The sequence below is a fragment of the Arthrobacter sp. AOP29-A2-19 genome, from assembly GCF_058138025.1.
The window spans coordinates 900455-918003 of sequence record NZ_CM176894.1 but is presented as its reverse complement, the minus strand read 5'-3'; the positions used below and the strand labels follow the sequence as shown (position 1 = coordinate 918003).

General features: G+C 70.3%; 16 protein-coding genes and 2 tRNA genes. 9 read left to right on the top strand and 9 right to left on the bottom strand.

Features of this window, described 5'->3' with window-relative positions; all coding sequences use genetic code 11:
- Positions 1-9: 9 nt before the first annotated feature.
- Positions 10-891, bottom strand: coding sequence for a hypothetical protein (locus AC3ZJJ_RS04160; RefSeq protein ID WP_489893994.1), 882 nt, complete (start codon positions 889-891; stop codon positions 10-12).
- Between the two features lie 81 nt (positions 892-972).
- Between AC3ZJJ_RS04160 and folP the strand changes: the two genes are divergently transcribed.
- The 7 genes from folP to AC3ZJJ_RS04125 all read left to right on the top strand — a co-directional run bounded on the left by folP (position 973) and on the right by AC3ZJJ_RS04125 (position 7569).
- Positions 973-1920, top strand: coding sequence for a dihydropteroate synthase (gene folP / locus AC3ZJJ_RS04155; protein WP_489895683.1), 948 nt, complete (start codon positions 973-975; stop codon positions 1918-1920).
- Positions 1921-1929: 9 nt separating this feature from the next.
- On the top strand, positions 1930-2679 hold the full coding sequence (locus tag AC3ZJJ_RS04150; RefSeq protein ID WP_489893993.1) for a pyrimidine reductase family protein: 750 nt from the start codon (positions 1930-1932) through the stop codon (positions 2677-2679).
- 107 nt (positions 2680-2786) lie between these two features.
- Positions 2787-3713: a J domain-containing protein gene (locus AC3ZJJ_RS04145; RefSeq protein ID WP_489893992.1), complete on the top strand. Its 927-nt coding sequence runs from the start codon at positions 2787-2789 to the stop codon at positions 3711-3713.
- Between the two features lie 82 nt (positions 3714-3795).
- Positions 3796-5562, top strand: coding sequence for a DUF4389 domain-containing protein (locus AC3ZJJ_RS04140; RefSeq protein WP_489893991.1), 1767 nt, complete (start codon positions 3796-3798; stop codon positions 5560-5562).
- A 10-nt stretch (positions 5563-5572) separates the two neighbouring features.
- Positions 5573-6091, top strand: coding sequence for a tRNA (cytidine(34)-2'-O)-methyltransferase (locus tag AC3ZJJ_RS04135; RefSeq protein ID WP_489893990.1), 519 nt, complete (start codon positions 5573-5575; stop codon positions 6089-6091).
- Positions 6092-6138: 47 nt separating this feature from the next.
- Positions 6139-6684: an anti-sigma factor gene (locus AC3ZJJ_RS04130; RefSeq protein ID WP_489893989.1), complete on the top strand. Its 546-nt coding sequence runs from the start codon at positions 6139-6141 to the stop codon at positions 6682-6684.
- 66 nt (positions 6685-6750) lie between these two features.
- Complete coding sequence (locus AC3ZJJ_RS04125) at positions 6751-7569, top strand: MerR family transcriptional regulator (RefSeq protein WP_489893988.1); 819 nt, start codon at positions 6751-6753, stop codon at positions 7567-7569.
- On the opposite strand, the gene AC3ZJJ_RS04120 is transcribed toward AC3ZJJ_RS04125, so the two are convergent.
- The 4 genes from AC3ZJJ_RS04120 to AC3ZJJ_RS04105 form a co-directional block, all read right to left on the bottom strand.
- The gene (locus AC3ZJJ_RS04120; protein ID WP_489893987.1) at positions 7566-8321 is read right to left on the bottom strand and encodes a PIG-L deacetylase family protein; all 756 of its coding nucleotides are present in this window, start codon (positions 8319-8321) and stop codon (positions 7566-7568) included. The two genes, AC3ZJJ_RS04125 and AC3ZJJ_RS04120, sit on opposite strands and share 4 nt — an antisense overlap.
- A gap of 2 nt (positions 8322-8323) precedes the next feature.
- A complete protein-coding gene (locus tag AC3ZJJ_RS04115) occupies positions 8324-9265 on the bottom strand; it encodes an electron transfer flavoprotein subunit alpha/FixB family protein (RefSeq protein WP_489893986.1) in 942 nt (313 codons plus the stop codon).
- Between the two features lie 17 nt (positions 9266-9282).
- Positions 9283-10098, bottom strand: coding sequence for an electron transfer flavoprotein subunit beta/FixA family protein (locus tag AC3ZJJ_RS04110; RefSeq protein ID WP_489893985.1), 816 nt, complete (start codon positions 10096-10098; stop codon positions 9283-9285).
- Positions 10099-10255: 157 nt separating this feature from the next.
- Positions 10256-11725 (bottom strand): S1C family serine protease, encoded by a 1470-nt coding sequence (locus AC3ZJJ_RS04105; protein WP_489893984.1) that lies wholly within the window; start codon positions 11723-11725, stop codon positions 10256-10258.
- 257 nt (positions 11726-11982) lie between these two features.
- Between AC3ZJJ_RS04105 and AC3ZJJ_RS04100 the strand changes: the two genes are divergently transcribed.
- Together AC3ZJJ_RS04100 and AC3ZJJ_RS04095 are read left to right on the top strand one after the other, a co-directional pair.
- Positions 11983-14052, top strand: coding sequence for a TPM domain-containing protein (locus AC3ZJJ_RS04100; RefSeq protein WP_489893983.1), 2070 nt, complete (start codon positions 11983-11985; stop codon positions 14050-14052).
- Positions 14053-14106: 54 nt separating this feature from the next.
- Positions 14107-14892 carry a PspA/IM30 family protein gene (locus AC3ZJJ_RS04095; protein ID WP_489893982.1) on the top strand — a complete coding sequence of 262 codons (786 nt, stop codon included), beginning with the start codon at positions 14107-14109 and terminating at the stop codon, positions 14890-14892.
- Between the two features lie 112 nt (positions 14893-15004).
- On the opposite strand, the gene AC3ZJJ_RS04090 is transcribed toward AC3ZJJ_RS04095, so the two are convergent.
- The 4 genes from AC3ZJJ_RS04090 to AC3ZJJ_RS04075 all read right to left on the bottom strand — a co-directional run bounded on the left by AC3ZJJ_RS04090 (position 15005) and on the right by AC3ZJJ_RS04075 (position 17460).
- Positions 15005-15078 (bottom strand) — tRNA-Met (locus AC3ZJJ_RS04090).
- A gap of 66 nt (positions 15079-15144) precedes the next feature.
- Positions 15145-16281 carry an acyl-CoA dehydrogenase family protein gene (locus AC3ZJJ_RS04085; RefSeq protein ID WP_489893981.1) on the bottom strand — a complete coding sequence of 379 codons (1137 nt, stop codon included), beginning with the start codon at positions 16279-16281 and terminating at the stop codon, positions 15145-15147.
- Positions 16282-16302: 21 nt separating this feature from the next.
- Entirely contained in the window at positions 16303-17172 is an 870-nt protein-coding gene (locus tag AC3ZJJ_RS04080; RefSeq protein WP_489895681.1) for a cytochrome b/b6 domain-containing protein, read from the bottom strand.
- A 211-nt stretch (positions 17173-17383) separates the two neighbouring features.
- A tRNA-Met gene (locus AC3ZJJ_RS04075) sits at positions 17384-17460 on the bottom strand.
- Between the last annotated feature and the right edge of the window lie 89 nt (positions 17461-17549).

The window sequence follows — 17549 nt, the reverse complement described above, 5'->3', positions numbered from 1 at the left end:
GCCCTTCGGCTAGTGTCCGGGCAGCTCCGGCGGCGGGTTGAGCCGGTCGCCGTCGGCATCCAGCCTGGACCCGGGGACCACGACCCGGACCTCGAGCTCCGGGTGGTCGGCGAGCGCGCGCACCAGCGCGGCGCTTCCCCCGACGATGGTGCTGTCCTCGTACAGTTCCGTGGACACCACCCACGAGTGGTCCGCCGGCCACGCCATGTTCGGCGCCTGGCGCTCCTCGAAGGCCGAGCCGCGCTTCCACAGCGGCCGTGCGAGGTCGTCCGCCGTTCCGGCAAAGACGAAGTAGCCCCGGTAGCCGCCGGGGCCCAATTCCAGCAACGGCCCGCCGAGAACGTCGGGACCAAAGGCCGGCCGCTTGGCCTCCTCCTCGAGGGCACGGTTGCGTTCGAGGCGCTCGGCATGTTCGGCGTCGCCCTCGGCCGCGCCGTCCGCGGCCTCCGCCGACAGGATGGACATCGCGTCGCCCCCGTGGATAAACGCATAGCCGTTCCAGAGCGCCAGAAAGATCTCCCGCGGTGTGCTCGTGTGCCCTGCCAACACGCCGGCGAGCGCGGCAAGGTCCGGTTGGGGAAGCCCGTCGCCCGACGGGGGCTCGCCCTCCCACGCTTCCTCGTGCCAAGGGTGCCCGGATTCGTCCACGCCGGAGATGGAGGCGAACTGTGCCTCGCCGTGAAGCACAGTGCCGCGCTCCCGGGCGATCGCCGCCCATCGCACTGGCCGGCCGTCGTCGTCGCGGGCCGGGTGGAACACCCGCGCATAGGATTCGAAACCGGACGGGATCTGGCCGGCGACGGTTGCCGCCGTCCGCGGATCGGCCGCCGCCTCGGCGAGTGCGTCCACAATCCAGCGACCGGGCCCGGGCCCGGCGAAGTTCAATGCCATGCGTTCAGCCTAGTGCCCGCCCGATCGGCGCGGCGGCTGGTATGAATGGAGTATTCCCACGAAGGAGCCCGCACCGTGAGCATGTACCTGCCCGAGCTGAAGCATCCCGTGCACCACTTCGCGCACCGCACCATCGACTTCTCCCGGCGGATTGCGCTGATGGCCATCGTCAACCGGACGCCGGACAGCTTCTACGACGGCGGGGCAACGTTCGCGCTGGATGCCGCCGTCCGGGCCTGCCTCAAGGCGGTCGACGACGGGGCGGACTGGCTGGACATCGGCGGAGTGCCGTTCGCCCCCGGGCCGGCACTGTCCTGGGAAGAGGAAGCGGAGCGCATCGTGCCCGTCATCGAGGCCGTCCGCTCGCGGTCCGACGTCGTCATTTCAGCCGACACGTTCCTGCCCCGCGTCGCCGAGGCGGCCATCGAGGCCGGCGCGGACGTCGTCAACGACACCACCGGCCTGAGCCACCCCGAGCTGGGACGCATCGTCGCGGAGCGCGGAGCGCACCTGGTGATCACGCATTCCTTGGCCCGGCCGCGCACCGTCTTCCCGCGCCCCACCTACGGAGACGTCGTCACGGAGGTTCGGGACTACCTGGCGGACAAGGTCGACGTCGCACTCGCCCTCGGCGTGGATCCGGCGAAACTCATCATCGATCCGGGACACGACCTCAACAAGAACACGCTGCACACCCTGGAGATCACCCGCCGCTACGAGGAGATCGCCGCGCTGGGCTACCCGGGCCTGGCCGCGGTCTCCAACAAGGACTTCATCGGCGAGGCCCTGGACCTGCCCAAGACGGAGCGCCTGGCCGGTTCGCTGGCGGCGGCGACCCTGTGCGTCATGAACGGTGCGCGCATCGTCCGCATGCACAACGTCCCGGAGGCGTCCTCCGCGGTGCGCCTGATCGAGGCGGCGATGGGCTGGCGCGAGCCCGCCTATCTGCGGCACAACATGGGCGAAGCCAACGAGCCCTCGCATCCGGCCCGTCCCGCCGGGTCCGCCGAACCGGCCCGCGGCCGCTAGGTTGGTCACATGGTTCACCAGCCCACCGCCGGAAAAGCGCCCCTGGACGACGACGACCTGCTCGCCCTGTACGCGCCGCCGCCCGGCCAGGACCCCTGGGTCCGCTTCAACTTCGTGTCCACGCTCGACGGCGCGGCAACCCACGGCGGCGTTTCCGGCGGTCTCGGCACCGCGGCGGACAAACGCATCTTCGCCCTCTTGCGCCGCCACGCCGACGTCATCCTGGTGGGCGCCGGAACCATCCGGGCAGAGGGCTACGGTGGCGACCTGGTCGACGGCGCCGGACGGGCCTGGCGGACCGCGCGGGGCGTGCCCGCCCACCCCGGAATCGCGGTCGTTTCCGCCGGGCTCAACCTCGACCCGGCGTCGGAATTCTTCGCCCGGGCACCCGTCCGGCCCCTGGTGCTGACCACCGCGGACGCACCCCTTGAACGCGCCGGAGAACTGGCGGAGGTCGCGGACGTCGTACAGTGCGGCGAGCATCGCGTCGATCCGCGGCGGGCCGCGGGGGAACTCGCCAGCCGTGGGCTCCGCCGGATCCATTCCGAGGGCGGCCCCACGCTTTTCGCCGACTTCCAGGAGGCCGACCTGGTGGACAGCCTGTGTCTATCGCTCAGTCCCCTGCTGGCCGGCGGCACGTCGCGCCGCATCGCCGACGGCGCCGGCGAACACCCACTGCGCCGGATGGCCCTCAACCTTCTCCTCGAGGAGGACAGTGCCCTGTTTCTCGAATACCGCCGAGCGCACGCGGAGGGCTAGCGCGGGCCGCGGCCCGCACGGAACATTGCGGGCCACCGCCACGTTGAACCCCACGACCGGCCGAACCGTCGCACACCCGGCCGGCACACCCCAACGAAAGGCAGCCCTTGGCGCAGGAACGCACGCACTATGAGGTTCTGGGCATCTCCAGGACCGCCAGTGTGACCGAGGTCAAGGCGGCCTTCCGGCGGGCTGCCCGCGCGACGCACCCGGACCACGGCGGCGACGCCTCCGAATTCCGGCTGGTGTCCCTCGCGTACCAGACGCTCTCCGACGCATCCGCACGGGCAGCCTACGACCGAAGCTACGGGGGGTCCTCGGCCTACCGGCGAGCGCCGTCCGACGACGCCGCCTCCCACCGCGCGGAGCCGGAGGCGCCGTCGGGCCCCAGCCCGCAGCGGTCCTCGGCGACCGATCCGCCCCGCTACGTTCCGGCGTTCGCCCCCGGCGCCGTGCCCGTGCTGGCGCAGGCCGTCGCGACCCAGAGGATCCACGGGGCCCCGCGCAAGCGCGGGATCTTCGGCGCCCACGCACGGCTGGCACGCGAGGCACGGACGGTGCAGCTTCTCGCGGGCAACGTACTCGACGTCCTCCCGGCCGCCCGCCTTGTCAACGGCCTCCACTCTCCGGCCGACAACGGCCATCTGGACCACGCGGTGCTCGCGGGCTACCGGTTGGCGCTGGTGGACTCGATGCTGCTTCCGCGCGGCGTGTACCGGTGGGACGGCCAAAGCCTGCTGCGCGACGGCAAGGCGATCGCTCCGCCGCGCCTGGCGCCCTCCGTGCGCAGGATGCAGGAACTGTTCCCCGAGCTGAACGTCACCGGGTGGACCGTCATCCACTCCCCCGACGGCAACCTGCACGAGCCCGTGATCGACTACGCCCGGGGGGCGGACCCGTCCTCCGCCGCCGGCGTCCACGTGGTCAACGCCGCCAACCTGGTGCGCGAGCTGAAGATGTTCCTCGGGACCGGACCCACCCCCAACGTCGTCGACGTCCCCGTCCTGGCGAGGCTGCTCGGCGGCATGTACTAGCGACGCGGCCCCCTAGATCCCTCCCGGGCTGGAGCGCATACTACGCTGGACAGCTGTTTGCGGGGACTCCCTGGAGGCGCACATGAAAATCGGCCGAATCCTCATGCTGGTCGTCGGGGCGCTTTTCGCGCTCTCGGCGTTGGGCCTGCTCGCCGGCGCGGCCGGGCTCGCTTGGGCCAACAACATCCAACGCGACGGCGGCTACCTGACGTCTCCCCTCGAGCGCTTCACCGTGGACGCACCGGCACTGACCACGTCCGGTCCCGGGCATGGGGGCCCGAACGAGATGGTCGAGGACCAGATCCCCGCCGGGTTTCCGGCGGGGGACCTGGCCAGCGTCATGGTCCGGGGCTCGGCGGTAGACCCCGGCGCGGAGATCTTCCTGGGCATCGCGGACCGAACGGACGTCGCCTCCTACCTGGCCGGAGTGCGGCACAGGGAGCTCACCGACGTCGACTACGACCCGTTCAGGCCGGAGTACCGTGAGGTCGCCGGGACCGCCACACCGGATCCGCCCGCCGGGCAGGGCTTCTGGGTCGCGTCCGCGGCGGGTTCCGGGACGCAGGAACTGACGTGGGCGGCAACCCCCGGAGATTGGACCGTGGTGGTCATGCGGGCCGACGGCGGTGTCCTGAAGGCGGCGGACGTCCAGGCGGGCGTCCGTTCGGACCTGTTGGGACCTCTGGCCGCGGGGCTCCTGACCGGCGGGATCGTCCTGCTGCTGCTGGGTGCCGGCCTGATCGTCGCCGGAGCCATCGGGCTCGGCCGGCAGGCGCAGGCCGAGCGGGGTCCCGTCGAACGGCAGGGCGTTGGGCCCCGGGACGGTGCGCAGGGCCACGTGGGGCCCGCAAGCGCAGCGCAGGGACTGGCCAGGGCGGCGGCACACGGCCCCGGACCTGCCGGGTGGGGGCACGGGGTGCCGACGGCCGCTCCGCCCGCCGGTGGCCCGTCGCCGGCATCGGATGACTACCGGCCGTACCCGGTGCGGCTGACCGGCCACCTGGATCCCGGACTGTCCAGGTGGATGTGGCTGGTGAAGTGGTTCCTGGCCATCCCGCACCTGTTCGTCCTGCTCCTCCTCGGCATCGCCATGTTCGTCACAAGCATCGTCGCGTGGTTCGCCATCCTCTTCACGGGGCGCTACCCCCGCAGCCTGTTCGAATTCAACGTCGGCGTGATGCGCTGGCATTGGCGCGTGGCGTTCTATGCGTTCTCCGTCGTGGGAACGGACCGCTATCCTCCGTTCACCTTGGCGCGGACGGACTATCCGGCCGACCTCGAGGTGGAATATCCGGAACGGCTCCACCGCGGCCTGGTGCTGGTCAAGTCGTGGCTGCTCGCGATCCCCCAGTTGCTCGTCGTCGCGGCCCTGACCGGGGGCACCCTCTTCGCCTCCGGCGAGTGGGACGGGGACCGTGGCGGCGGACAGGCCGCCGCCTGGGGCAGCGCCGGTTGGGCCTCGTGGGAGGCCGAGCGGCAGCCGGGGATTTCCCTGCTGGCCGTGCTCGTGCTGGTGGCCGCCGTCATTCTGTTGTTCACCGGCCGCTACCGCCGCCCCCTGTTCGACCTGATCATGGGCTTGAACCGGTGGATCGTCCGTGTCGGCGCCTATGTCTGGCTGATGCGGGACGAATACCCGCCATTCCGTCTGGACGCCGGGCCGATGGAACCGGCCGAGGGCTCGGCGCCGCCCGACTTCTGGCCCGATGCCACCCCGGGGCCACCGGTGGGCGACGGGTCGGTGCCCGACGACCTGCCGCGGCAGACTCCCCCAGAGATCCGGCGCTCGGGGCCGCCGATGCCACCGCCCACCGGCGGTTCAACACCGGGAGGCGGAACCGGAGCATAGGATGGAATCCGTGTTCCGCATACTGTTCTTCACGCCCGAAATCCCCGGCAACACGGGGAACGCCATCCGCCTCGCCGCCGTAACGGGTGCCGAGCTACACCTCGTGGAACCCCTCGGCTTCGACTTCGGCGACTCGAAACTGCGCAGGGCGGGCCTGGACTACCACGACCTGGCCCACGTCACCGTCCACCCGGACCTCGACTCGGCCTGGGCGGCGTTGCTCCCGGGCCGGGTTTTTGCCTTCACTTCCGACGGCGAGGAGATGTACACGGACATCGAGTACGCCGCCGACGACGTCCTGCTCTTTGGTCCCGAATCCGTGGGCCTGCCCGCCGACGTCAAGGCGGACCAACACGTAACGGCGCGGGTCAGGCTCCCCATGCGGCCGGCAAGACGCTCCCTGAACCTCGCCAACGCGGCCTCCATCGTCCTCTTCGAGGCCTGGCGGCAGAACGGGTTCGCCGGTTCGGCGCCCAAGACCCACCCCACCCCGGCACGTCCCGCGGCCCCCGACGCGCCGCTGGCCTAGGCTGGGTTGGGTTCCCCCACCAACGCACCACCCAAGGATTGAGGACCATGCGCCAGAGCGATCCCGCCGACGCCCGCGACTTCGACGACGAACCCGAGGAGAACCTGGGCCTCGATCTGGTCGACGAGGTCGCCGAGCACCGCCCCCGGCGGCGGACGGCGCCCCTGAAGAAGTGGATGCTCCTGGCCGCGGCGGCCGCCGTTGTGGTCATCGGCGCGATCAGCCTTTTCTCGGCGCTCGCGCCGCGGGACCTTGCCTCCGAGGTGGCCGGTGCGTCGGACCGGGTGGAGCGAACGGCGGAGATACCGGGCGGCGGGACCGCCACGGTGGCCGTCTCCCGCTCCAACGACGCGGGCGCGGTCACCCTCCAGGGGCTTCCCGCGCCGGCCCAAGACACCACCTATCAGGTGTGGCTTGTCTCGTCCGCCACGGGCGACCTCAGCTCGCTTGAGATGGTCGCGGAAGGCGATTCCACCACCGGCTTCCGCGGTCTCGCTGATGTGCAGGGCGTGGCGCTGACCTCCGAGCCCGCCGGCGGCTCGGAGAAGCCGACGTCGGATCCGCTGGTCACGGTGGATCTGCCCGCCGAGTAGCCACCGGCTCGCGGACCCGGAACCGCGCCTTGACGTTGACGCTGCGTCAACTCCTAGGGTTGTCCCATGAGCCGAGATTGGGACAGCGCGCGCACTCCGGGGCTGAACGGAATAGCCGACCTGGCCCGGGCCTCCGGCGTCACGTCGCGCACGCTGCGCCACTACGACAGGATCGGCCTGCTGCGACCCGCCCGGACAGGGCACAACGGGTATCGATACTACGGATGGGAGGAATCCCTCCGGCTCCAGCGGATCCTGCTCCTAAGGGAACTCGGATTGGGCCTTGAGGCCATCGGCGGAATCCTCGACGGCGGCAGGGCACCGCTTGACGCCTTGAGGGTGCACCGCCGCTGGCTCGACGCCGAACGACAAAGGCTTGGGGCCATGGCCGCCTCGGTGGACGCAACGATGGAACGACTGGCCCGCGGAGGAACCTTGGGAACACAGGACATGTTCAACGGATTCGGAAAAAACCCCTACGAGGACGAAGCACGCGAACGCTGGGGCGATGCTGCCGTCGACAACGCACACGCCAGGCTGGACGCGCTGGCGCCCCCCGAACGCTCGTCGATGATGGACAAGGCGCGGGAGATCAATCGGGAACTTGCGGCCTGCATGGCCGCGGGAGAACCGGCCGGCGGCCCGCGGGCGCAGGCCGCCGTCGAGCGCCACTACCGTTGGGTGTGCCTGTCGTGGACACCCACGGCGACCGCCTACGAGGGGCTGGGCAGGATGTACGTGGACGACCCGCGTTTCACGGCGTTCTATGACGCGCCGCGCGACGAGGCCGCCCGGCCGGGGCTGGCGGCATACCTGCTGGAGGGCATCGAGGAGTACGCGGCCTCGGTGCTGCGGCACCCGCCCGGCGATTCCCCGGGGGCCTAGAATCCTGCGATCGTATCCGCCGCGTTGACCGCCACCGCGTGGAAGGCCTCCGCGAGGCGCCCCTCCGGAAGCGAGCCCGCGGCGGCCTTGCGGCGCGAGTTCGCCTCGACAAAGGCCTCCATCCGCGCCACGTCCGGATGCTGCGTCAGGTGCTGCCGCAGGGCTTCGAGCTTCCGCGCGAACGTGTCCGTAACGTCCACCCAGTGGTTGTCGCGGGAGGCGGGGCCACCGTAGAGCCACAGCCAGCCGAGCTTGTAGGCGGCGAGCCCCTCGGCCTGCAGTTCGGGGTAGGCATACGGATTCTCGACGGCCGGATAGACGGCCCGGGTCACGGCTTCGCCGCAGGCCAGGTGGTCCGGGTGCGAGCGCTGGAGGCGCTCCCAGTCGCGTTCCGGGTGCATCGCCAGCACGACGTCGGGGCGCACCTGACGGATCAGTGCAACCACCTTGCGCTGCACGTCGTGGGTGGGCTCGAGGTAGCCGTCGCGCTCCCCCAGGAAGTGCACCGTGTCCACCCCGACGATGCGGGCGGCCTGCCGTTGCTCGTCGTGCCGCGTGGCCACGATCTGCTCCCGGTGGGCCGGGTCGAACCCCCCGGCGTCGCCGTCGGTCATGATGCAGTACTGGACGTCGACGCCGGCCGCCGTCCACGCCGCCACGGTCCCCGACGCGCCGAAGTCCAGGTCGTCGGGGTGCGCGGCGAAGCAGAGGACCCTGCGCACCGGCTGGGTTCCGGAGTCGAAGGCGGCCACCCCTAGGCCTTGCGCCGCAGGATCTCGGCCGCCGCCTGCGGCAGGACGCTGGCGGCGTCGCCCACCACTCCGAAGTCGGCGATTTCGAAGATCGGAGCGTCGGGGTCGTTGTTGACCGCCACGATCGTCTGCGACGTCTGCATGCCGGCCTTGTGCTGGACCGCCCCGGAAATGCCGGCGCAGATGTACAGCTGCGGGGAGACGGTCTTGCCCGTCTGGCCCACTTGGTAGGAGTGTTCGATCCAGCCGGCATCGGTCGCGGCCCGCGAGGCGCCCACGGCCGCGCCGAGGGCGTCGGCGAGCTGTTCCACTGCTGTGAAGTCCCCGTCCAGGCCACGGCCGCCGGACACAACGACGCGCGCGTCCTGGAGGCCGGGGCGGCCGGTCGCGGTCTTGGCGGCCACCGCGGTGACGCGGGCCGCGGGACCGGAGGCGCCGGCGTCGAGCTCGACCCGCTGCGCGCATCCACCCGCCGGTCCGGCCGGCTCGACACTGTTCGGCTTCACGGTGACCACGGGCACCCCGCGCGTCACCCGCGCGCCGACAGTGTAGGAGCCCGCCAGCACGGACTTGGTGACCGTCAGGTCGGAGGCGATGTCCACCGCGTCGGTGATGACGCCGGAGCCGAGCTTGATGCCCACGCGGGCTGCGATCTCCTTGCCCTCACCGGTGTTCGGCAGCAGGACCGCCTGCGCCTCGGCCGCGCCCGCGGCGGCCGCGACGAACGCGGCCTTGCCCGCGACCAGCTGGTCGCCGAGGTTGACGGCGGCGGTGTAGACCGTGGCCGCCCCGTGCGCGCCGAGGGCGGCAACGGCGTCGTCCGGGGCCGTGCCGGCGACGGCGGCGACCGGGGTGCCGAGCCGTGCAGCGAGTGTCAGCAACTCGCGTTGCGCCTTGCCCGGCTGGTCGGAGGGCGTGTCGATGAATACCAGGATGTTGGCCATGATTGGTCCCCTCGCTCCTACAGCAGTTTCTGGGCGGCCAGGAAATCGACCAGCTTGATGCCGGCGTCGCCTTGGTCGGTGATGACGGTTCCGCCTTGGCGAGGCGGCCGGGCATCGGCCGCGAGGACCTCGGTCCAGGATCCCGAGGGTCCCACCTCGTCGGGCGAGACGCCGATGTCGGCCAGCGAGAGCACCACGGTCTTCTTCTTCTTGGCCGCGATGATGCCCTTGAAGTTCGGGTAGCGCGGCTCCTCCCATTGGTCGGTGACCGAGACGAGCGCGGGGAGGTCGGCCTGCAGCGTCTGCGTGCTGGCGTCGTCGTCCCGTCGCCCGATCAGCGAGCCGTCGGCGCCGAACTCCAATGCCGAGACCAGGGTCAGCTGCGGCAGGCCGAGGCGCTCGGCGAGCTGGGACGGAACCAGCGAGGTCTCGCCGTCCGTTGAGGACATGCCGGTGACAATCAGGTCGAAGCCGCCCAGGTGCTCGACGGCCCGCGCCAAGGCCAGCGAGGTCGCTGCGGCGTCGGAACCGGCCAGCGCGGGGTCCGTGAGGTGGACGCCGTCCGTGGCGCCCATCTGCAGGGACTTCTTCACCGCGCTCACCGCCGCATCGGGGCCCATCGTCAACGCCGTGACCGTGTTGCCGGCCTTGGGCCCGCCGCGGGACTCGGTGAGCTGGAGGGCCGCTTCCACCGCGTACTCGTCCAACTCGGACAGGATGCTCTCGGAGCGGTCCGTGGTGTTGCCCGGACCGCTCAGGTGCCGATCGAACTGGGCGTCCGGAACGTGCTTGACCAGGACCAGGACCTTCAGCGGCCCGCTTGCCTCGCTCATTGCTGCCTTTCGTCTGCGAAAGTGTGGCCGGATACGGCCAACCACCATGTTAGCCGGAGGTCCGCGCCAACCGGCCATTTCGGTTAGTGATGATTAACCGTAGCGCGGCGCCCCGGATCCCTTGGGAACCGGGGCGCCCGCAGGTCGCCGAGCGCCGTTACTGCGCCTCGGTGGCGCCAACCGCCACGTCCACGCTGGATTCCTTCCCGTCCCGGGTGTAGTGGATGGTCGCCGTGCTGCCGGCCGCGTATTCGCGGACCGCCGCCGTCAGCGAGAGGCTGTCGTCGATGGGGCGGTCCCCCACGCCGGTGATGACGTCGCCGGACTTCAGGCCGGCCTTGGCCGCCGGAGAGTCCGCGACGACGTCGGCGACGGAGGCGCCCACGCTGAAGGACGTGCTCGATCCTCCCGTGCTGGCCGCCTCGGCCTTGACGGTGACGCCGAGAAGCCCATGGGAGGCCTCGCCGTTCGCGATCAGGTCGTTGGCCACGCGCTTGGCGTAGTCGATCGGAATGGCGAAGCCCACGCCGATGCTGCCTCCCTCGGACGCCGACGCACCGCTTCCGGCAGAGGCGATCGCCACGTTGACGCCGATGATCTTGCCCTCGATGTCCACCAGCGCGCCGCCCGAGTTGCCGTGGTTGATCGCGGCGTCGGTCTGGAGCACGTTGATGTAGATGGAGCCGGCGCCCGAGCCCTGCTCGCTGGACTCGCCGGGGAACTGGAAGTTGAACTCGTTCCCGTTGTCCTCCTCCGTCTGGCCCTCCGCGGGGCTGTCCGGCACCGCCGAGGACGCCACGCTGATGGTCCGGTTGAGGGTCGAGATGATGCCGTCGGTGACGGTGCCGCTGAGCCCCAGTGGTGCGCCGATGGCCACCGCCGTGTCACCGACGTTGAGCTTGCCCGACTCCCCCAGGGTCGCCGGGGTCAGTCCGTCGGCCTCGATCTTGATGACCGCCAGATCGGACAGTGGGTCGGTGCCCACGACCGTCGCCCGGTGGACCTCGCCGTCGCTGGTTCGCACGTTGACCGTGGGTGACGCGGAGGCCCCGCCGAGCGTCACCACGTGCGTGTTGGTGAGGATGTGGCCCTGATCGTCGAGGATGATGCCTGATCCCGAGCCGCCCGTGCTGCCGTCGTTCACCTCGATCGTGACGACGCTGGGCGACGCCTTGGCCGCGGCGGCGGTCACGGCCGTGACGTTCTCGGGGTTGTTGATGACGACGGCGCCGCCGGGCTCCACCGAGGACGTCGCCGCCGGAGGGGCGTCGCCGACCAGCAGGTAGTTGGCGCCGACGGCCGAGCCGCCGCCAATGAGAGCCGCCGCCAGCATTCCGGCGATGAGCGTGGGCGCGCCGAAGCGCTTGGGCTGCTTCCGCGCGGGTGCCACCGCCGGGGCCGCGGAGAACGGGGATGGGGCCGGCGCGCCGTAGGGCGGATAGTGGCTGCCCTGGCCGAACTGCGGCTGCTGTGCGGTGTCGATGGGCGCCGTGGCGTTCCAGGAAGAATAAGGCGCCTGGGGCGGCGTTTGCGGGCGGGGCGGAAGGTCGGAGCCGGCCGGGCGTCCGTAGGCGTCCGCGTCCTGGCCCGACGCGTCGTCGCCCTGGTTGTACCTTTGCTCGCTCATCGTTGGTCCTTTCTGGGGTTCCTTTGGCTCAACTATGACAAGCCGCGCTGTGTTCCCAGAAAGCTTTACCTGAATGAATGCTGTGAGTGGGCCGACAGTATGCCCGCACCTTTCGCTGTGGGCGCATTTGGCCTTGGTGGACGCTCCCACACTGCGACCATAGAATCAACCACGACAGCCCCCTCGCCGGGGGCCGGATATCGACCCAGATATCGACCGGCGGAACGGGGGCCGTCCACGATGTTGAAGGGTGATCCATGAGATCCATTGCCAGGCGGGCGTCGGCGGCTGCCGGCGCCGCCATGTTCTCCGTCCTCTATTTGGCTGGCCCCGCCGCCGCCGAACCCCCCGTGACGATACCGCCGGGCGAGTTTGTGATCGACGAGGCGGGCGCCTTCGGATCCGATCTTTCGCGCGTCGAGGATGCCGTGCAGGAGCTCCGCCAGAACACCGGGCGCTCCCTGTTCGTCGTGACGGTGGACAGCTTCGAGGATCCCGCCGACGCCGACGAATGGATCGCCGAGGTGGCCAAGACCAAGGGCATGGGCGCCAGCGATTCGATACTGGCCTTCGCCGTGGAGGACAGGCAGGGCCGATTGGACTCCGCGGACAAGACGGAGGTGGCCCCCTTCGACAACGAGATCTGGACCCAGTTTGTGGTTCCGGAGCTGCCGTCCGGCACCATCTCGTCCGAGGATTGGGCCAACGCCGCCGTGGGCGCCGCGACCGGGATCGAGGCGGCCGTCAACGGCGAGCTGGGCGCCGCGGAGGGAACGGACTCCGGCTCCGGGGACTCTGGCGGCTCGGCCGCTCCATGGATCATCGGAGGGGTCGCCGTGGCCGGGGGCGCGACCGCTTGGGCGCTGTCCCGCCGCAAGAAGCTGCCAGCCGCCGGGCCGGCTCAGGGAGCCCAGTCCGGACCCGACGGCCGCCCGGTGGACCCGTTGGCCGGCTTGAGCGTCGAGGATCTCCGCCAGCGGGCCGGCAGCCTGCTCATCGCCGCCGACGACGCCATCAAGTCCAGCGAGCAGGAGGTGGGCTTCGCCATGGCGCAGTACGGCGAGGAGGCCATCAGGCCGTTCGCGGAAGACATCACGGCGGCCAAGACCCACCTGACCGAGTCCTTCAAGCTTCAGCAGCAGCTGGACGACCACATTCCCGACACCGAGGAGCAGCAGCGCACCTGGCTCGGCGACATCATCCGCCGCTGCGAGGCGGTCAACGACACGCTCGAGGAACACCGCGAGGAGTTCGACGCGCTGCGCGAGCTCGAGCGCAACGCGCCCCAGGCCATCGCGCGCCTGCGCGAGGACGCGCCCGAAGCGCGGGAGCGCCTCGTCTCCGCCCAGGCGTCGCTGCAGGCGCTGACGGGCTCCTACGCCGATTCCGCCCTGGTCCAGGTGCGGGATAACATCGCCCAGGCAACGGAGCGACTCGACTTCGTCGACAACGCCATCACCACCGCGGAATCGAAGATCGCCGAGGAGTCGCCCAGCGAGGCGGCCGTTGCGGTCCGCGCGGGCGAGGAGAGCCTGCACCAGGCCCGCGTCCTGTTGGAGGCCATCGACAGGACCGGCGACGAACTGTCGCAGGCCCGGCGCGACCTCGAGGCCGCAGTTTCCACCACGGCCCAGGACTTGGCCCAGGCGCGCGCCATGGTCGCCAGCGGGCGCAGCCCCGATCTGGCCGGTCCCGCGGCCGCCGTCGAACGGGCCCTCGGACAGGTCCGCACCCAGGTCCAGGCCGGCCGGATCGATCCCGTCGCCCTGCTGGGCACGGTGGAGCAGGCGCACGCCCAGCTCGACGCGCCGCTTTCGGCGATCCGCGACCAGCAGCAGCAGGCCGCCCGCGCCGCCGAGCAGCTCCAGGCGGCCGTCCGCAGCGCGCAGGTCAAGATCGAGGGCACCAGCGACTTCATCCGCGCCCGGCGCGGAGGCGTCGGCTCGACGGCCCGCACGCGCCTCGCGGAGGCCCAGCGCAACCTCGACGAGGCCCTCCGCCTGGGCAACCACGATCCCGTGGCGGCGCTGCAGTACGCCAACCAGGCCGCGTACCTCGCGGACCAGGCGGCGCGCGAGGCGGAGAGCGACGTCAGCGGCTTCGGCGGCGGAGGGTTCGGCGGGGGCGGCTTCGGCGGGGGCGGCGGAGGCAACGGGCTCGGCGGCGCCATCCTCGGCGGCATCCTGATCGACTCGATCCTGCGCGGCGGCGGCGGGGGCGGCCACTCGGGCGGCGGCATCTTCGGCGGTGGCGGTTTCGGCGGGTTCGGCGACGGCGGCGGCGGCGGATTCGGCGGCTTCGGCGACGGCGGCGGCGGGAACTTCTAGCACGGCTTTCCGGGTTTTCCGGAGTTGTATCGATGACAAGTGGAAGGTGACACCGTGGTAAAGCAGTCAATCTTTGGTCGAGTCGCACAGCTGGCCAAGGCGAATATCAACGCCATACTCGACTCGGCGGAGGACCCGCAGAAGATGCTGGACCAGATGGTCCGTGACTACACCAACAACATCGCCGAGGCGGAGACCGCCGTCGCACAGACCATCGGCAATCTCCGTATGCTCCAGCAGGACCACCAAGAGGATCAGGACAACGCCCGGGACTGGGGCAACAAGGCCCTGGCCGCCTCCCGGAAGGCCGACGAGTACCGGGCCTCCGGCGACGCCGAGAATGCCGGCAAGTTCGACAGCCTGGCAAAGGTCGCCATCGAGCGTCAGATGCAGTCCGAGCGGGAGGCCGGCGGCGCGGAGCCGACCATCGCCTCTCAGGAGGAGATCGTCTACAAGCTCAAGTCCGGGCTGAACGCAATGAAGGGCAAGCGCCAGGAGCTGGTGTCCAAGCGCGACGAGCTTGTGGCCCGCGCGAAGTCGGCCCAGGCCCAGACCCAGGTCCACGACGCGATCAAGAGCATCGACATCATGGATCCGACGTCGGAGGTATCGCGCTTCGAGGAAAAGATCCGCCGCGAGGAGGCCCGGGTGATCGGGGCGGGCGAGTTGGCCGCCTCCAGCCTGGACGCGCAGTTCGAGTCTCTGGAGGACCTTGGGGAGCACACCGAGGTCGAGGCGAGGCTGGCTGCGCTGAAGGCCGGGCGGTCCCCCTCGGCGCTCGGCTCGGCGGCGTCCGACGCGGCCTCCGCCACGGAGGAGACCACCTACCACGGCGCCTAGCCGGTTGCCGTTGCGCCGTGCCCCGTCCGGTGGACGGGGCACGGGGCATTCTTCGCATACGAAAAAACGGTCCCGGACGTGGATTTCTCCACGGCCGGAACCGTTCATCTTGTTGCGGGGACAGGATTTGAACCTGTGACCTCCGGGTTATGAGCCCGGCGAGCTACCGAACTGCTCCACCCCGCGGCGCATCATTAACTCTAGCGGAGGTTCGGCCCACCGCCAAATCGGGGGGCATGTGCTCTACGACGACTACCTCTCGGCGATCATCCGGCCCACCACCAGGCGCATGATCTCGTTGCTCCCCTCGAGGATCTGGTGGACCCGGAGGTCCCGGACGATCTTCTCCAGGCCGTACTCCGCCAGGTAGCCGTACCCCCCGTGGAGCTGGAGGGCGGAGTTGGCGACGTTGAACCCGGTGTCCGTGGCCACGCGCTTGGCCATCGCGCACAGGCGCACGGCGTCGGGCGAGCGCTCGTCCAACGCGTCCGCCGCGCGCCACAGGAAGGTCCGCGCGGACTCCAGTTCGGTCTCCATGTCGGCCAGGGTGAACAGGAGCGCCTGCTGGTCGATCAGCGGACGCCCGAAGGCGCTTCGCTGGTGCAGGTGCCTCACGGACTTGTCGAGGGCGGCCTGTCCCCCGCCGATCGAACAGGCGCCGATGTTGATCCTGCCGCCGTTGAGCCCCTTCATGGCGATGCCGAACCCTTGGCCCTCGTCGCCGAGGAGGTTCTCCGCCGGGACCCTGACCCGGTCCAGGACAACCTGTCGCGTGGGCTGCGCATTCCAGCCCATTTTCCGTTCAAGCGCGCCGAACGAGAGCCCCGGGGATCCCGCAGGCACAAGGAACGCGCTGATCCCGTGGCTGCCGGTGTCGGCGGTCCTGGCCATGACCAGGTAGACGGCCGACGCTCCGGCACCGGAGATGAACTGCTTCACCCCGCTCAGGACGTAGTCGTCGCCATCGCGCACGGCGCCCGTCGTCAGCGCCGCGGCGTCAGAGCCGGCGCCGGGTTCCGTGAGGCAGTAGCTGGCCAGGTCGTCCATCCTCGTCAGTGCCGGCAGCCAACTCGCCCGCTGCGCCGCGTCCCCGAAGGTGTCCACCATCCACACGACCATGTTGTGGATCGAGATGTAGGCGGAGATGCTGGGGTCTGCCTTGGCGAGCTCCTCGAAGATCAGGACCGCGTCCCTCCGCCCTAGACCCGAGCCGCCGAACTCCTCGCTGGCGTAGATGCCGCCCATGCCCAGGCCCCCGGCCTCGCGCAGGACGTCGACGGGGAAATGGTGCTCGCGGTCCCACTCGTCGGCGTGCGGGGCAATGCGTTCGGCCGCGAAGTCCCGCACCATCGCAACGATTGCCTCGCGCTCTTCGTTGGGCTCCTGCATCCTGCATCCCTCCGGTGGGCTCTAGCGGCTGACCTTTCCGGTCAGCGAGGCGACAGGGGCAAGGAACACGGGCCTGGCAAGGAACCAGGCGCCGACCATCACAACGAGCGATACGGCGAAGATCCAGAAACCCACCCAGCCGCCCTCGTCGCGGGCGGCATACATGTGGTTGAGGTTGCGCAGCGCGCCCGTGGCCATCACCAGCGCCACATGTGCGATGACGAACAGGACGAAGTAGAGCATGACGGGGAAGTGGACGGCACGGGCCGCCTCGATCGGGAAAGCCCTATTGACGGGGGACTTCTTGGGCCAGGCCTCGGACATGCGAAGGCCGGTGACGATGGCGAGCGGCGCGGCGATGAAGACCGTTGCGAAGTAGGTCAGCAGCTGCAGGCTGTTGTAGTTGACCCAGCCGTTCTCCAGGGGCCAGTCGAGGGACGCGTACTGGAGGGCGGCGGAGAGCGCATTGGGGAACACGTCCCAACTGGTCGGAACAATCCGCATCCAGTGGCCGGTGGCGAAGAGCAACACAACGAAGACGACGCCGTTCAGGACCCAGAGCGCGTCCAGCGTCAGGTGGAACCACAGGTCGATGCTGATCCTCTTCGGGGGGTTCTTGGTCCTGATCAGACCCTTGTTGTTTCGGGTCCAATGGGCCGGCGGGCGGGTGCTCGTCCTCACCTGCCATCCGGAGCGGATGATCAGCACGATGAAGAAGGCGTTGAGGAAGTGCTGCCACCCCAGCCACGCCGGAAGGCCCGCTGGTGCACCCGCGGGAAGGTCCGTGTGTCCCGGATAGGTCGTCAGGAAACGCTGGACGCCCTCCAGCGTGACGAGCCAGCGCGCCGCCAGGACCACGAGGGCCAGGAGTGCCACGGCGCCGACGGCGATCCAAAGGAAGCGCCTCCAGGCCGCCTGCTCGGGTCGGGCCGTCTTGTTCGCTGGGGACGTCACGGGGGGTTCCTCTCGGGGCGGCGGATTTCAAGAGAAACACTACTAGCCCCATCCGAAAAGCACGCGGCACGCCGCAGGACACCGCAGGTTCGGCTGACAAGGAAGGCCCCGGCCGATGTCTCCATCGGCCGGGGCCTTGTTCACTGCGTGGTTGCGGGGACAGGATTTGAACCTGTGACCTCCGGGTTATGAGCCCGGCGAGCTACCGAACTGCTCCACCCCGCGGCGTGAGCTACAAGCTTCGCACCTTTGCCCCACAAGCACAAATCGGGGCGTCCGGCGGCCGGGCCATGGCCCGGCCGCCGGTTGCCACC

Excerpts from the sequence above, each read along its gene's own strand:
- folP (WP_489895683.1), top strand. The coding sequence starts at position 973 with ATGTACCTGCCCGAGCTGAAGCATCCCGTGCACCACTTCGCGCACCGC.
- AC3ZJJ_RS04130 (WP_489893989.1), top strand. The coding sequence starts at position 6,139 with ATGCGCCAGAGCGATCCCGCCGACGCCCGCGACTTCGACGACGAACCC.
- AC3ZJJ_RS04160 (WP_489893994.1), bottom strand. The coding sequence starts at position 891 with ATGGCATTGAACTTCGCCGGGCCCGGGCCCGGTCGCTGGATTGTGGAC.
- AC3ZJJ_RS04110 (WP_489893985.1), bottom strand. The coding sequence starts at position 10,098 with ATGAGCGAGGCAAGCGGGCCGCTGAAGGTCCTGGTCCTGGTCAAGCAC.
- AC3ZJJ_RS04105 (WP_489893984.1), bottom strand. The coding sequence starts at position 11,725 with ATGAGCGAGCAAAGGTACAACCAGGGCGACGACGCGTCGGGCCAGGAC.
- AC3ZJJ_RS04100 (WP_489893983.1), top strand. The coding sequence starts at position 11,983 with ATGAGATCCATTGCCAGGCGGGCGTCGGCGGCTGCCGGCGCCGCCATG.
- AC3ZJJ_RS04115 (WP_489893986.1), bottom strand. The coding sequence starts at position 9,265 with ATGGCCAACATCCTGGTATTCATCGACACGCCCTCCGACCAGCCGGGC.
- AC3ZJJ_RS04125 (WP_489893988.1), top strand. The coding sequence starts at position 6,751 with ATGAGCCGAGATTGGGACAGCGCGCGCACTCCGGGGCTGAACGGAATA.
- AC3ZJJ_RS04140 (WP_489893991.1), top strand. The coding sequence starts at position 3,796 with ATGAAAATCGGCCGAATCCTCATGCTGGTCGTCGGGGCGCTTTTCGCG.
- AC3ZJJ_RS04085 (WP_489893981.1), bottom strand. The coding sequence starts at position 16,281 with ATGCAGGAGCCCAACGAAGAGCGCGAGGCAATCGTTGCGATGGTGCGG.
- AC3ZJJ_RS04150 (WP_489893993.1), top strand. The coding sequence starts at position 1,930 with ATGGTTCACCAGCCCACCGCCGGAAAAGCGCCCCTGGACGACGACGAC.